The organism is Sporosarcina sp. Y1009 (assembly GCF_057669865.1).
In genome coordinates, this window is record NZ_JBYHFO010000005.1 from 187,276 (window position 1) to 202,869 (window position 15,594).

10 protein-coding genes are annotated in these 15,594 nt (G+C 37.8%); 6 read left to right on the forward strand and 4 right to left on the reverse strand.

Annotated elements, in window-relative coordinates; genetic code table 11:
- The first annotated feature begins 75 nt into the window (after positions 1–75).
- The 6 genes from AC25Y1_RS08505 (at position 76) to AC25Y1_RS08530 (ending at position 4,052) form a co-directional block, all read left to right on the forward strand.
- The gene (locus tag AC25Y1_RS08505; RefSeq protein ID WP_488147540.1) at positions 76–417 is read left to right on the forward strand and encodes an ArsR/SmtB family transcription factor; all 342 of its coding nucleotides are present in this window, start codon (positions 76–78) and stop codon (positions 415–417) included.
- 20 nt (positions 418–437) lie between these two features.
- Complete coding sequence (locus AC25Y1_RS08510; RefSeq protein ID WP_488147541.1) at positions 438–935, forward strand: SRPBCC family protein; 498 nt, start codon at positions 438–440, stop codon at positions 933–935.
- A gap of 45 nt (positions 936–980) precedes the next feature.
- Positions 981–1,379 (forward strand): VOC family protein, encoded by a 399-nt coding sequence (locus AC25Y1_RS08515; RefSeq protein WP_488147542.1) that lies wholly within the window; start codon positions 981–983, stop codon positions 1,377–1,379.
- 268 nt (positions 1,380–1,647) lie between these two features.
- The gene (locus tag AC25Y1_RS08520) at positions 1,648–2,169 is read left to right on the forward strand and encodes an RNA polymerase sigma factor (RefSeq protein ID WP_488147543.1); all 522 of its coding nucleotides are present in this window, start codon (positions 1,648–1,650) and stop codon (positions 2,167–2,169) included.
- Positions 2,156–3,292, forward strand: a complete 1,137-nt coding sequence (locus tag AC25Y1_RS08525; RefSeq protein ID WP_488147544.1) for a hypothetical protein — start codon at positions 2,156–2,158, stop codon at positions 3,290–3,292. The genes AC25Y1_RS08520 and AC25Y1_RS08525 overlap by 14 nt, the downstream gene beginning before the upstream one ends.
- 331 nt (positions 3,293–3,623) lie before the next feature.
- Positions 3,624–4,052: a YrvL family regulatory protein gene (locus AC25Y1_RS08530; protein WP_488147545.1), complete on the forward strand. Its 429-nt coding sequence runs from the start codon at positions 3,624–3,626 to the stop codon at positions 4,050–4,052.
- Between the two features lie 184 nt (positions 4,053–4,236).
- On the opposite strand, the gene AC25Y1_RS08535 is transcribed toward AC25Y1_RS08530, so the two are convergent.
- The 4 genes from AC25Y1_RS08535 to AC25Y1_RS08550 all read right to left on the reverse strand — a co-directional run bounded on the left by AC25Y1_RS08535 (position 4,237) and on the right by AC25Y1_RS08550 (position 15,510).
- Positions 4,237–5,052, reverse strand: a complete 816-nt coding sequence (locus AC25Y1_RS08535; RefSeq protein WP_488147546.1) for an undecaprenyl-diphosphate phosphatase — start codon at positions 5,050–5,052, stop codon at positions 4,237–4,239.
- A gap of 254 nt (positions 5,053–5,306) precedes the next feature.
- Positions 5,307–8,465, reverse strand: coding sequence for an FIMAH domain-containing protein (locus AC25Y1_RS08540; protein WP_488147547.1), 3,159 nt, complete (start codon positions 8,463–8,465; stop codon positions 5,307–5,309).
- Positions 8,466–8,557: 92 nt separating this feature from the next.
- Entirely contained in the window at positions 8,558–10,891 is a 2,334-nt protein-coding gene (locus tag AC25Y1_RS08545; RefSeq protein ID WP_488147548.1) for an FIMAH domain-containing protein, read from the reverse strand.
- Between the two features lie 134 nt (positions 10,892–11,025).
- Complete coding sequence (locus AC25Y1_RS08550; protein ID WP_488147549.1) at positions 11,026–15,510, reverse strand: Ig-like domain-containing protein; 4,485 nt, start codon at positions 15,508–15,510, stop codon at positions 11,026–11,028.
- Between the last annotated feature and the right edge of the window lie 84 nt (positions 15,511–15,594).

Below are 15,594 nucleotides of genomic sequence, written 5' to 3' on the forward strand. Positions count from 1 at the left end.
ATAGATAAGGTATTTATGTTTAAATCATTTAACCAAATGGTTGAATGATGATAATAAAACTGCTATATTAATTATATGCTTAACCATAATCAAGATAACTTAAATGAAATATTTCATGCCTTGGCTGATCCAACGAGAAGAGAAATCATTCATATGATGGCTCAAAGAGAAAGAACCGTTTCAGAGTTAGCAGCGCCTTTTGATATGTCATTAGCCGCTATTTCCAAACATATAAAGGTCCTTGAACGCGCAAAATTAGTAGAGAGGAGTGTAACAGGAAGAACGCATATATGTAGTTTAAATACGGAGTCACTGTCTCAAGCTACTAAATGGCTCCGTTTTTATGAGAGTTTTTGGAGTAACCGTTTTGACCTGTTGGAAAGTGAGTTATTGAAAGCGAAGAAGAAAGAACACTAAATCATTGGAAGAGGGATTTTATGAACAACATTTCAACGACAACATTAACGATGAAAAGAGAATTTGATGTAAAACGCGAAAGAGTTTTTGACGCATGGTTGAACCCAGAAATGATGAGAAAATGGTTTTTCACATTGGAAGGGACGAATAAGGTAACGAAAAATAATCCTGAAGTAGGCGGTACTTGGGAAATTGTTGACCATCGTGGAGGAAAAGATTACCGTGCGGTTGGAGAGTACCTTGAAATTGATCCTCCGAAAAAAATTGTATTCACTTTTAAGATGCCACAGTTCAGCGAATTAGCAGATACGATTACAGTTGAGTTAAAAGAACTCGGGCAACGCTGTGAGATGACGTTTACGCAATTAATCCATGTTGCTGAGGAAGAGAATTGGACAGATTCTGATATTGAAAAAGCGCTTGGCGAAACGCATGATGGTACTGAACATGGTTGGAACTTGATGTTCATGGGACTTAAGGAATTACTGGAAACTGGCGAAGTGAGCTACAAAGGCTAAAAATCAAACAACAATAAAGTTTTTCTAAAGAAAGGGAAGATAACTATGAAGAACGTAACCCCATTTTTAATGTTTCAAGGCGGCGTTGCAGAAGAAGCAATGAATTACTACATCTCACTCATCGAGGATTCGGAAATTAAAAGCATTACTCGATACGGGGCTGAGGGACCTGGTCCAGAAGGTACAGTTATACAAGCTGTATTCTCACTAAAGGGGCAGGAGTTCATGTGTATCGACAGCCATGCTGACCATGCGTTTACATTTACCCCGTCTTTTTCTATCTTTCTAACGTGTGAGACGGAAGAGGAAATTGACAGCCTTTATGAAAAAATGATGCAAAATGGCACAGCACTTATGCCTATAGATAACTATGGATTCAGCAAGAAATTCGGATGGTTGAATGACCAGTTCGGCATCTCTTGGCAGCTGAACTTACCAGAGTAATCTAGAATAAACATCAGCAATCTTTGAAAACATCATTACAATGATAAAGCCTGTTTCTTGCCTATTTTTGGAGGAGAAGCAGGCTTTTGTTGTTCATAGCTTATTTTCGATCTTTTAACTACGTTCTTACCATCTATATTCACGCCGGTTATCAATCCATGTAGAATGTTCCGCTTTTTATTTATTTAATTATTCCAAAAGGAAAAAGAATTATAGTACTTTTTATAAACCGAATCGTCTATTAGGGTGAGGGGGGAGGAACAGTATAATGACGGATTATGAATTTGATGACCTTTATCGGCTAGAAAGTGACCGGGTTTACAGATATATTTATATGCTCATTGGGCATAAACAAAAAGCTGAAGACTTAACGCATGATACGTTTTTAAAAGCGTATCGAAGTATTCATACGTTTCGAAACGAATCAGGTCATGCGACGTGGCTGATGAAAATTGCTCGAAACCTGACTTATGATTATTTCAGGCGGAGAAAGATTGTGCAATTTTTTGCATTTGGCAAAGAGGATTATGTGGATGAGCGACTTAAAGATCCTGAACAGGTATCAGTAGAACAAGATGAAATAGAAAAATTGTATCGGGCAATAAAATCCTTAAAACAAAGTTATCAAGACGTTATTTTTCTTCGGAGAATTGATGAAAGTTCGATTAAAGAAACTGCGTTTATTTTGGGCTGGACGGAAGCGAAAGTGAAGGGGATGTCACAGCGAGCATTTAATGCGCTGAAAGAAAAGATGCTAGAGAAGGAAGGTGAGTATAGTGCAGGAACTTGATAATTTATTTAGTCGTCTAAAGAAGGTAGAACGCCCAACTGGTGCAAAGGAAAAAACGCTTCGAAAACTGCAAGGGAGTCGTTCTCGTAAACGTCGCTTTGTCATCCCATCAATTTTTACGGGGGTTCTTGCCGTTGCCGTACTCCTATTTATAATGATGAATATGGAGAAAGAAGTCAGTCCCTATTCACCAGGTTTTTCAGTGGGTTCGGTGGATAAAAGTTTTATAATGCATTCTGTTAGTAATCGTGAGTTTAATCCAGAACCGGTGGATCCTTTGGGTATGGTTGAAATTAAAGATAATCCTGTATGGCATGACAAGGTGAAGAAGGTATTGGAGACGATGAGTGAAACTGACACTTTGCCAGAAGGGATGGCTCTATATGATCTTGGCGTATATTCCGGGGAGCAACTTTATCGATTTAAAATTTGGACTTCAAAAGACGGGCTGACAATTAAAGACATGGATAGTGAAATTCATTATGTAAGTACAAGTGCAGAAACAGAAAGTTTTTTGGGGATGGCAGAAGAATTCTTGGACACATTAAAAACGCCGCCGTTGGATGAGGGTGAAATAGAAGACCAAGACAAAGACGAAGATAAAGATAAAGATAAAGATAAAGATACAGAAGAAGAGACGGATAAAGATAAAGAAGATGAAACAAAAGTTGAAAAAATCCCTACAATGGGTCTAAGTAAAGAAGAGTTAAAAACTCTTTTTAATCATGACAAGCATGAAGTCAGTGTCAAAATTGGCAACCTGGAGGAATCCGCTGATGGAAGCACCGTCAACTACCACTTTTATCATGAAAAAAATGACGGGAAACCGTGGAGCAATATAGAAATGACTAGCAAAAATGATCCTATAGAAAACGAACTCACAAATATTGCCCTCTTTGGAGAAGGCGTAGATTATGACTCGCACACTTTATATTATTTCTTAGAAATTCTACATGATGTTTTACAATTGCCAGTAAGTATTGACGAATTTGTGGATTTAACTGGATTGTATCCGGGTGAAAAAGTTCAGCAACTCGATGAACAGTTTAATTTAGACAGATTCACCTTTACTTCTAAAGTTTCTAAGGAAGGAATGCGGTTTGTAATAGAACCAACAAAATAAAATTATTTAAAGGGAACAGGTCTTTTTCACACGACTAATCTGTGTCCCTTTTTCTTTTATTAATTGTTGTTCCATTTCCAACAATCGGTCAAGGCTATGGAGCAGTATAGTTATGGTATTATGCTGAAATTAGGATAGTTTGTCGATATGAAACTTATTCGTTCAACGAACGTAGATAAATAAGAGATTATTAGTAGATAAATTGAGAGATTTGTAATAGAACTGTGCAATGGCTATTGAAGAAAAGATATACGGTGCTTATCTTCCATGAAATTTAAGCAAATGACCTCTATTCGATACAGCTAAAAAGAAAAATAAAGAGGTGGTTGCTTTGAAAGTTTGGGAGAAAGTCATTGTTGTATTAGCAATGACTTTGTTGATAGTCGGTTCAGTGGCGGTTTTTTTTGGAGGTATTTTTTTCAGTCTTGCAGGCTTTTTCTCCTTAATCGGCGTGACCTATGACTCGTTGGGATCCTTGTTTCTGTTTGTGCTTTATTGTTTTTTGATAGGACTTGTTTTTGAGGTTATCGAAAAAGTTATCTTGTATTTTGTTGTGAAGACAAATTTGCACAAAAAGGAGAAATTCCTTTGGATTATAGTTATTAAGTTAGGTTTAACTTGGATTGTTATCCATATCGTTAATGACTTAATGACTACAGTCACCTTATCCACTTTAGCAGAAATTTTGACTGCTCTTCTTATTGTCAGTGTGGATATCGTATTTGATGATGATAAAGCATGGAGAAAATCTAACGATTGACAACCCTAATATTTGGAATGATAGCGAATGGCTAAAGAAGTTAAACAGTAAACAGATTGAATTTTCGGGTTCAACTCGATAAACGAGAGTAGGGCGCTTTTGGCCGAATAATATTTATAAATAATAAAAAATGCTGAATAAATATTCAGCATTTTTGTCGTTGTTATTAAACTAATCCTATCTTTTAGAAGAAAATTAGAAGTAATGTTCCTGCGATAAAACAATAATAAGTAAAATAAATGAGTTTCCCTTTTTTCATGATGTCCATAAACCACTTCATCGCAAAATAGGTCATAATAAGTGTTGCGATAAATGTAGCTAAATATGGAATGACTAATTCAGCCTTATTCGGTTCATTTAGAAAATCAGTAGAACCGAGTATTACGCCGCCGAGGCTCACGGGAATATACAACATAAATGAGAACCGAAGTGCTGTATCTGGTTTCAGACCAACAGCAACTGCTGTAATAATTGTTGCACCTGAACGACTAATCCCCGGGGTTAATGCGACAGCCTGACCTAAACCGACTATGAAAGCATCCTTAATTGTAAGATCACTTTCGTCTTTATGTCCTTTCAAATTGCGAATGAACCACAAGGCAATCCCTGTTACAAAGAGCATCAACGCAATCATTGTCATGCTAACATTTTCTGCGATATAGTCACTTAATAGTACCCCAAGAACACCTGCTGGAATGGTACCAACACCAATAAAGAAAACAAAACGAAAGTCACTCTTATAACGATTTTCTTTCGTCTTCACATAAAGAATTGAATTTCCTGCTAGTCTTGCAATATCTTTTCTATAGATAAAAAGAATCGCAAATAATGAAGCTGTATTCGTTAGTATAGCAAAAGTAAATCCTTGATCACCAAGCCCCAAGATTTCACTTGCAATCATTACGTGGCCGCTTGATGACACGGGGATTGGTTCTGTAAAGCCCTGTACGAGTCCGATAATAATCATTTTGATGATTAATATAAAGTCTAATTCTCCCATTGTACCTCCTGATAAACCATGAATTTATTTATATATGAAAAAAGTGGTGTTTCCAGATTGTAGTTCAACCAATCATTTATTATACCGCCAATCCTTATAAATATCTATTCAAGTTTTCCTGGAGAGTAGCCTGAAGTGACTTTATGGTATTTTGAATTTTTGCCTATAGGATTTTAATAGTATTAAAAGACGCTACCTATGAGTCTTTGTAGGCGCGTCCGTTAATAACAACGTATTAATATTTACTTCTCCGACTAGTTAATAAAATTTTCGGCCTTATTAACTAAATCTACTTTTGCATCTTCCGTAATATGTTTTTGCATGGGCTTATTGTTTATATGTTTTAAGAACTTCTCTATAAACTCTGCTGCTTTTCCAGTTGATCCTTTATTTAAATGATGTTCAGCTTGTTTTAGGCTGTTTTGTAGTTGGTTAACCAATGGCCCTCTTACCTCATTGGTATCAATATAAGCCGCTAACTGCTCGGCCAATTCAGCTAAAAGTAACTCTGCTGATTGTTCTGGTGCCTCGAGTACGACAACATTTACCACCGTTTCCAACCCATCCGGATTAAGAATGCTCGGCGATAGCTCTAATGCGCCATTGAAGACATAAACGCCTGATTTGTTCCCATCATATGCTGGGTGACCATTATTCCAGGTCACGGATACATCTACGGTGGTATCATCACTTAAAGTTACTTTGACCGTTTCCGGTAAATTCACTTCTTCTTTTTTTGTACCAAACTCAACTTCTAAAGGATTTAACTTTTCAATTTCAGTTATGTGTAATTCCGCAGGTGTATCCTTTGGAAGTTTAAATAATTTTGAACCATTTACATAATAAATATCTCCATTGTCTGCCATTGTCATTAAATTGACTGTGGTTCCAGGTAACATTTCTTTTGACTGTAATGTTTCTGGATCGATCGCGAATAATTTTCGTCCAATTGTTGTGTACATTAACCCATCGTCACTAAAGCGAATATAATATGGACGATATTTGCTTGTACTATATGGTGACCGGGTAATGACTTTACTCTTAACAATTTCCAATGTGTTGGGATTCATCGCGAATATTGCTGCATCGAACCCATTTGTAGAATCAATAAAACCATCTAAGACACCCCAAATGAGCCCATCAGGTCCTACTGATAAATCACCAACAATTCGTACAGGCCCCTCTACACCATCTATTTCTGGCACAACTGATTGTTCAATTTCTTCTGTTTCAGGATTAAAGCGAAATACGATGGCTTCATCTTGTAGGGGAGGTGGGTTTACACTACCGCTACCACTAAATACAGTTGTGCTTCCAAATAGTTTACCCTCATGGTATGCCAAACCAATCACGGTACGATTATCAGCAATATTAGGGAAAGACGTTGATGTCACGCCATTAACTTTTCCTGTAATCTCATCTTTCGTTTCTTCCATAATCGTCAGTGAGCCCTCGAAAGTACCTCCAGACGGGAATGTTCCGATAAATAATTTATCATCACCGCTTGTCATGACATATGGACGGTTTTGGTCTTCAATTTGTAAGGCTAAGCCTGGATTCCCCCAACCGAATTGATTGTATTCGATTGGTTCATCTAAATTCATACGGTACATTTTTGCGCCCGTATACGTACCAAAGTAAACGGAGTCATTAAAGAAACCAATACTTTCAGCTTGATGGAACGACGGATAATCGTGGATGATTTTATCCTCAGCAATATCATAAATGCTCATACCACGCTGGAAACCACCCATGTAAAGCAGTCCGTCTTTATGTTCCAAAGTGTTGATTTGTGTTCCAATTACCGGAAGATCCGCTACATGTGTAGAATACATGCCATCCATTGGATCAAATATAAGGGTTTCCCCGTATGCAGCCATGCTAAATAGTACTTCTCGGTTAGCAAACTGGCCACTTGTTGGCGTTAGCCATTGATGTATCTTAAAGGCTGTATCTGGCAAGGGTTGCTGAATGCTAGCGACTTTCGCTACTTCATCTAGCAAAATATTATAGCTGAATAATGCTTCGCCAACTTTATAGTAGACGATGTCTGGCTCAGCTTGCGACGGCGGCGATATTTTGTTTTGGAATTCAATTGTGCGAATGTATTCATAGGTATCTTCCTTCAAAATATGCACTTGGTCTCCTGCATAAACAAATAAGTGGCCGCTATACACATCAATCTCTGAAAGCATGCGCTTTGTTCCGGTTATAGTAGGTATATCGATTTCGATTATTTCACCCGTTTTGCGATCATACCGCATTAAATGTGCATATTCCCCAACACCGATATAGACATAATCATCTGTTACACCTAAGCCGCGTGCATAATTCTGGCCTTCTTTTGCAATCCCTAAATCTTTGAATTTATTTTCCGCAATATCATATTCAAAAACTTTCCCTTGGTTACTAGAGTGAAAAGTACTTCCGTATATTTTCCCGTCATTACTTGCTTTGATATCGTACATAGTTGTGTTACCTGTTGGGTTAGTCCCAAGCATTTCAATTTCCATTTCAGTCACTAAATACCGATAAAGTTTACCAGAAGAAGCAAAGTAAATATTACCATCTGAACCTTGATCGATTCCCCAAATCGTATCACCGGCTCCAGTGACGCGTTCTGTAAAAATCTCTTCTCCTGTTAAGGCATCGACAACAGTAAAGGCGCTAGGGCTCCCTTGCGTTGTAATATAATGATATAGCTTACCGTCAGGACCAGTTCCAAATGTTGCTGCCTGTGACAAACCAATTTTCACCTTTTCTCCTAGATCCTGAACTTCATCTCCATAAGGGACGTCGAGTTCATCTTCCTTTAACGTTACTTTTTTGGCGAATTCAACATCATCTATATAGACTAATGTCCCCGCTCCTGCTGGAGATTTATAAAACCAAATCTCTGCGAATGCTGCCTCTGATGGGGCATACACTTCCAATTGTTCCTCATTCCATACTTTTGGTGTATTGGCTAGAATATTACCTTCTGCACCAGGAATTGCCGCGCCACTATGCGTAAAGTATTTAACATATATCCGAACACTTTTCTCAGCTGCATATACTTGCGTTGTTAAACGATAAAAGTTTCCGCCTTCAATGGGAATGCGATTACTTTTTAATTCGATCCCTTTTTTGGGGCTCTGATCTTCTAACTTAATGCTTTGTGTACCGGATTTTACAAACTGGCTATCCGTTTCAGCTACTGCTTCTGTTAACAGACCATCATCTGGTCCAATAATATTAATGGTCCAGCCTGGAAAAGAACCGTCTTCATTTACTTCTTCAAACCCCGGATTTTCAATTATTATGGGTTCAAATTCTATATTATCTAGTGCTTGTCCTTTTGGTATCTGTGGAATCATACTAGGCAAGGCTAACATGATTAGCATCATAATTATCGCAATTTTTTTCAGTTTCATAAGTTCACTCCTCGCATATTTTTACTAGATAAGTAAATCAAGTAATCCATTGATAGCGAGTATCACTTGGATTACTTGATTGTTTACCTACTTCAAAACTGATCTATTAAAAAGGTAATGTTGTCTAACAAGGACTGCTTAACAGTTGGTTCATTCACTGGTTGCCACTTTTCAACATGTTTTTTCATGACGTTTAAATGATGTTGCGCTTGGTCGGTGCGTCCACTTTCTTCATGATGACGAACTTGTTTTAATTGATTGGTAAGCTGTTTATATAAGTTATGCGGTATTTGTTTTTCTTCATATAAGCTTTCAATTTGTGCTTGTAAAGAATCAAGCGTAATAACCGGTGATTCAGCCTTAATTACAGGCAGTTTATATAAATCAGCTCCATCTGCATAATAAATATTTCCCTCACTATCCAAGTCCATTAGATTAACTGTATGAGGAATGATTTGTTTGCTCGCCATTGTCTCTGGATCGATGACAGTGAGTTTTCTACCTGCTGTTGTATAGAGTAAACCTTGGTCATCCCAGCGAATATAGAAGGGACGCCATGAACTTCCAGCAGCAACCCCCGCATAAATCTCCGTACTCTTAATCACTTCTTTTGTGTCAGGATTCATAGCGAAAACAACTGAATTATTTGTTCCTTCACTACTGAGTCCGTATGCAATGCCCCAAAGATTGTTATCAGGGCCGATAGATAGTTCACCAATCATTTTTGGAGCTACTAATCCTTCTACTTCCAATTCGAATACGTCATACGCATCTGAACGCGTATCATAGGCAAACATTTTTGCCTTGTCTTCCGTGGGATTAATTCCCAAGCCACCAGCAGTTGTCGATCCTCCGAAAAGAATGCCATCTAGGTAGGCTAATCCAATGATACTTTGATTTTCAATGACGTTTCTAGTGCTCGACCACTCATCAGTTATAGAATCATAGATTGCTAAAGAACCACCTAGTTTTCCATAATCTGCAATCGTTCCAACGAATAACTTATTATCGCCAGATGTAAATGTAAAGGGTCTACTTTGGTCATCTGGAATACCATAAACCATTTCAGGATTATCTCCTGTTACCCCGCCGTTGTAGGAATAGGGTAGATCCGGGTTGTACTTATAAATACGCGCACCGCCGTATGTGCCTAAAAATACATCTCCATTCAGAAAACCAATTCCCTCTACTTGGTGTGGATCTCTTTCACGTAGAATATATTCATCTTTGGCTGTATCGAATAAGCCAAATGAGCCTTGATAGCCACCCATATAGATAGCATTATCCGGTCCCATTTCTAAGCTTTGAATCGCAAGTCCCTGCATTTCAGCTTCTGGATAGGTGACCGATAATTCATTTGTCTGTGGATTATAATTTGCGTATTCTAGTTGATGATGGAACATAGCGAGCACATCATTACCTTCATCATCTTTTATCCATTCCATTGCTTTAAGTGCGGATCCTGGTAATTGAACTTTAGGCTCCACTGCTTGCATACTTTTGTTTTCCATGTGATAAGTCCAAAGTTCACCAGTCTGTTTATCTCTAAAATAAATGAGATTTTCATCATAAGGTGATGGGGAAGATATTAATCCATCAAATGTGTGTAGATCTTCCCAGTACATCTCATGTACCACTTCACCTGAAGCGATATCCACTGTGAGTAAAGAGGTGCCATAAGCTACAAATAAATACTCGCCATACTCCCAGATATTAGAGACTGATGTTTGTTCTCCAGTAATAGGGAGCTCGATTTCCGTTTTTTCTCTCGTTTCTCTGTTCATTTTATGTAAGGAAGCAGTCGTTCCTATTCCTACATATAGATTTTCATCTGTGACCCCGATTCCTCTAGCATAAAGTTGTCCTTCTTGAAATGTTCCTAAATCGATAAATTCCTCCGTCGCAATATCATATTCAAATACTTTCGCATTCGGATAGGTTGCGCCGTAGATCTTACCGTCATCTGTTGATTTTAATTGCCATACCCAGTTATCAGAGGGGTTCTTTCCTACTTTGTCTAATCTTTTTTCGTCGACCACATATCGATATAAAATCCCGTCAAATGTTCCTGAAAAATAAACATTTCCATCGGCACCAACTGTCATTCCCCAAACAACATCGCTGCCTGGTAATGATTCTGTATATACGACTTCTCCAGTCACTGCATCAGCTGCATAGAAAGTAGCCGGATCTCCATTGATGGCATAATAAACTTCCTTGTCACCAATAGCGACGCCTTGTGCTTTTGCTGCTAAAGCTGCTGGGCCTAAGTTTATTGGTTCCCCATATTCAAATGGTAGGTCTAATTCAGTTGAATGATCCGTTTCGGCAAAAGAAGTTTTCGTAAACGCTGCAGGTGTTAATAAAGAAACGAACATTAATAGCGTCAATCCAAGTAGAAAAGCTGGTGAAATGATCTTTTTCATTATTACATCTCCCTTTAATAGGTCTATTAGCATTTTTTAATAAAGTAACATGTAGATGTTTTAGAAATCTCCCCCCTAGATTACTAAGGGGGGCATCTCACTATGTCTTATGTTGTTTCTAGTACACTAGTTCATCAGTTCATCCAATAGTTAATTAGGCTTTCGGCTTTTCTCTCTAATTCGGCTTTTGCTTCCTCATTAATATGTTTTTGCATTGGCTTGTTGTTTAGATGCTTTAAGAACTTCTCAACAAAGTCCGATGCCTTATGATTTGAGCCTTTATTTAAATGATGTTCAGCTTGTTTTAGACTATTTCTTAACTGATTTACTAATGGCCCGCTAACTTCTCCTGACTTGATATATTCTTCTAACTGTCCTGACAAATCAGCTAGCGTTGGATTCGTCGGCTCCTCAACTTCTTTTTCCAACACAGTAATATTTACTACTGCTATCAATTCATCAAGATTGCTAATATCTGTATCCAATCTACCTGTAAATGTATATGTCCGAGAGACTAGACCATCGTACATTGGCTCGCCATCATCCCAAATGACATCTACATTTGTTGTGTCCCCATTATTTAGGCTAACTTTAATTGTTGACGGGAGTTCGATGTCAGATCTTTCTGTTCCATATTCAACAGAAACATCTGCGAGTTCTTCCACTTCTACGATATTCGGTAACTCTTCTGAGTAAACATAAACATCATCATAGTAAGCATTTGATACCCAAGCAATTGAACTCGACAACAACACGCGAATATATCTTACATTTTCATGTGGTGTAAAGGTGAATTCACCTTGTATCCATTCTCCTCTTGGATGCTCAAACGTCGTACCTAGTCCGAGATAATCACTCAGTTCTTTTCCATTCGCATCAAAATAACGAACTTGATACATTGTTCGACTACTACTAAAATCATTACCTGTGATAGGATTTTTTAATGGTTCTCCTAAATAAACACTTACACCTGCTGTATACTCTTTGCCAGATTCAACTTCAAGCAAATCTGACTGCAATACTGCATATCCTGAAGTCGTGGCATCCCTTAGGCTGACACTATTTTGCCCAGATAATGCTTGTTCCTGCGTAAGTTCGAGCGATGTATGTTCATCCTCAATCCTTACTGACCAACCAGGAATTTCGCTATCAACTAAGTCACTCTCAAAATCGGCATTTTCAATATCTAAATATACTTTTACAGGTATTTCTGGATCAATTTGTCCTTCTTCTTCAACAATCACTTGAATACTTGCGGTTATACCATCTGGATTTTCGATGTCAGTTTCCAAACTACCTGTAAATGTATAGATTCCGATAGTTTCTCCGTTATATATTGGTTCACTATCATTCCATCTTACATCTACATTCATTGTAGTCCCATTACTAAATGTCACTTTAATTGTAGATGGTAGATTGATATCAGCTTCTTTCGTGCCTTGTACGACTGTGATATCACTTAGTTTTTCAACACTACGAACTGTTATTACTTCTTCCGGTTTAACGATTACATTAACAGTTGCTTTCACATCTGCTGGATTGTTCAAGCTCGTCTCGAGTGTTCCTATAAATGTGTAACTTCCTTCCGTCAGGCCATCATATGCTGGGTTTCCATCACTCCAACTGACAGCCACGTTAACGATGTCGCCATTATTTAGTGTCACATTAGCCGTTGATGGTAAGCTGATGTTATCTTTTTTAGTTCCATAATCTACTGCAATATCATCTAGATCGGCAACATCAAGAATGCTTGGTAGTGTTTCTGTATAAACATAGACATCATCATAATAAACGTTTGATACCCAAGCAATCGAACTTGTCAATAGCACACGAATATATCGCACATCATTATGAGGCGTAAATGAGAATTCGCCTTGTATCCATTCATCTCTTGGGTGCTCAAATGTGGTACCCAAACCTTGGTAATCACCAAGTTCATTTTGATTTTCATCGTAATAGCGAACCTGATACATTGTTCGACTACTGCTATAGTCATTACCTGTTCCAGGGTTTTTTAGTGGGTCATCTAAATAGACATTAACCCCTGCTGTATATGTTTTACCTGGTTCAACTTCAAGTAAATCTGACTGTAATGTTGCATATCCTGCTGTCGTAGCATCTTTTAGACTGATACTATTCTGGCCAGATAATGCTAGATTTTGGGATAGACCAATTGATGTATGTTCATCTTGAATTCTTACTGACCAGCCAGGAATTTCGCCATCAACCAGATCACTTTCAAAATCAGCATTTTCTATATCTACATAGGATTTTACTGGATCACGGTCTTTAATTGTAATTGTATGGGCTGGTAATGTTGTTCCCATATATGACATGTTTATCGTAACCACTCCAGCTTTTTTAGGAATGATAGACCCGTTTTCGATTTGAACTAATGCTGGATCAGAAATTTCAAAGTCCACTTTATCGGTTACATCAAGTGTCCACCCATAAAAATCAGCTTCTACAAGCATTTCTTCTGGTTCATGAACTGTTAAAGTATTGGGTGCAGCTAAACTTATATTTTCAGGCTTTTCCGCTAGTTTTTTAAATACTCTTGTTGCTTGCGAAAAATAAATGTCATTCTCATTTGTTAATGAAAATATCGTTACATTATCGACTAATTTTTTACTTTCCATTGTTTCTGGATTAATGACTGTTAATGTGTCTGCAACATTCGTGTATAAGAGACCGTCCAATCCCAAATATTGTTTCATTGGTCTCCAACGTCCATAATTTGTTACAGCTGGATAGACATTTTTGGATTTCGCTACTTCATATGTGTCTGGATCAAAAGCAAAAACAAATCCATTTGCTACTCCCCAGATGTAACCATCAGTACCTACAGTCAAGCCTGTAATCATTGGTACTGTATTGCTTAAACCATCTAATTCAAGATCCCATTCATGAATTTTCATTTTTGATTCCATATCCCAGGCAAACAGTTTTGCTTTGCTAGCAATTGGATCTGCACCTAGACCGCCATGAATTGTTGTTGATCCATATACAATTCCATCTTTATAGGCTAATCCTGCAACACTCTGATTTTCTACAATATTTCGGTACACATCAAATACTGGTTCACCTGTTTCTTCAGATTCTTTGGGATCATAAACTGTTAGTGCGCCACCATGTTCTGCATAGTCAGGGATTGTTCCAATTAATAATTTCCCTCCGCCTTCCTTTAGAACAAATGGACGATCTTGTTTTTCACCTACATCAAATAAGAGGGGAGGCTTTTTATCATCTATAGATTCATTTGTATCCCAACCAAATATTTCCGCACCCGTGTAAACACCGGCATACATTGTGTCTCCTACACTACCAAATCCTTCTGCCTGACCGATGTTAAACAATGATAAAGCATCATTATTTTCCGGGTCATAGATTGCTCCTTTTGTGCCCATATAGCTACTTATATAAACCTTTCCATCTGGCCCTGTTTCCATAGCTTGTAGATTTATTGCTTGCCCCTCGACAAGGGAGCGCATGGAAACCCGTGTATTAGTTGCAGGATCTGAAAGGATAACCTTACCGTCATATGAGATAGTTACCATTACTGGTCCATCGAAATCTGGTTGGTTTTTAACATCCATCCACTTGCTGTTTCGAATGGAACCATCAAATGGCATGGCAACTCTTTCTTCTAGTGTTTCCACATCAATTTCCCACATATTTCCGTCTTTTTTATTCGTATATACTTTTCCATTATGTTCCCCTGTCACAGCCATAAGTCCACGAATATTTGTTAAGCCTTTTTCTCGCCATTCTTGCTTGTTTAAATCATAGACATGCATTGTCGAAGGGCCGTTGAAGAATGCAAATAAATAATCACCGGCTACTGTCATGCCATATACAAAACCCATTTGATGATATTTACCTTGGTAAATAGCATCTTCAGGAGAGCCTGGTAGTTCTATCCGCTCTACCTCTTTTGTTACTGCATTAATCTTAAATACACGACCATTTGTTGAACCTGTCCCCGCATATACATGTCCGTCATAATAGGCAATTGACCGAATATAGTCTTCATTATTATCAACCGCTTCACCTAATAAATTGGTTATCGTCAGTGTATCTGCATCAATTTTAAAAACTTGACCGCCTATAGATGCAGAATAAATTCCACCATAAACATTGCCATCCGGATCGGAAGTCAATGACCAAATGGAACTCGTTCCATGAATAGGTATACCTAGATCGATAACTTCTTTAGTTTCGGGCGAATAAACAAACATTTTATTTGAAGCGCCTATATACACACGTCCATCTGGTGTGATGACATGTGCCCAAGAATTAGAAGCTCCTTCTAGTGGATAGGAATTAATTAGGCGTTGATTATCGATATCGATAACATTAAATCTTGCCCAGTCACCCGAAGATGCACTTCCTGTGACAGTTGTATAAACCACATTTGCACCATTTTCTTGACCATAAACTGCATCAATTGTTTGTGCCTCTTGGACTGGTGTTCCTAGATCGATTATTGACTGATCCATATTTGTGACAGCCGTTCCGCTATTTTCTGCAGCGAATGTGATTTGTGCAATTCCAAAAAAACTTTCAAATAGGAGCATAAAAATAAGACTGCATGATACAAATGATCGTTTACTAAACATATATTCCTCCTTATTTAAAGGTGCCCTTTAGCTTAACTCTAAAGGACACTTGTTTATTTAATTCAACCACGTGTTAATTAGGTT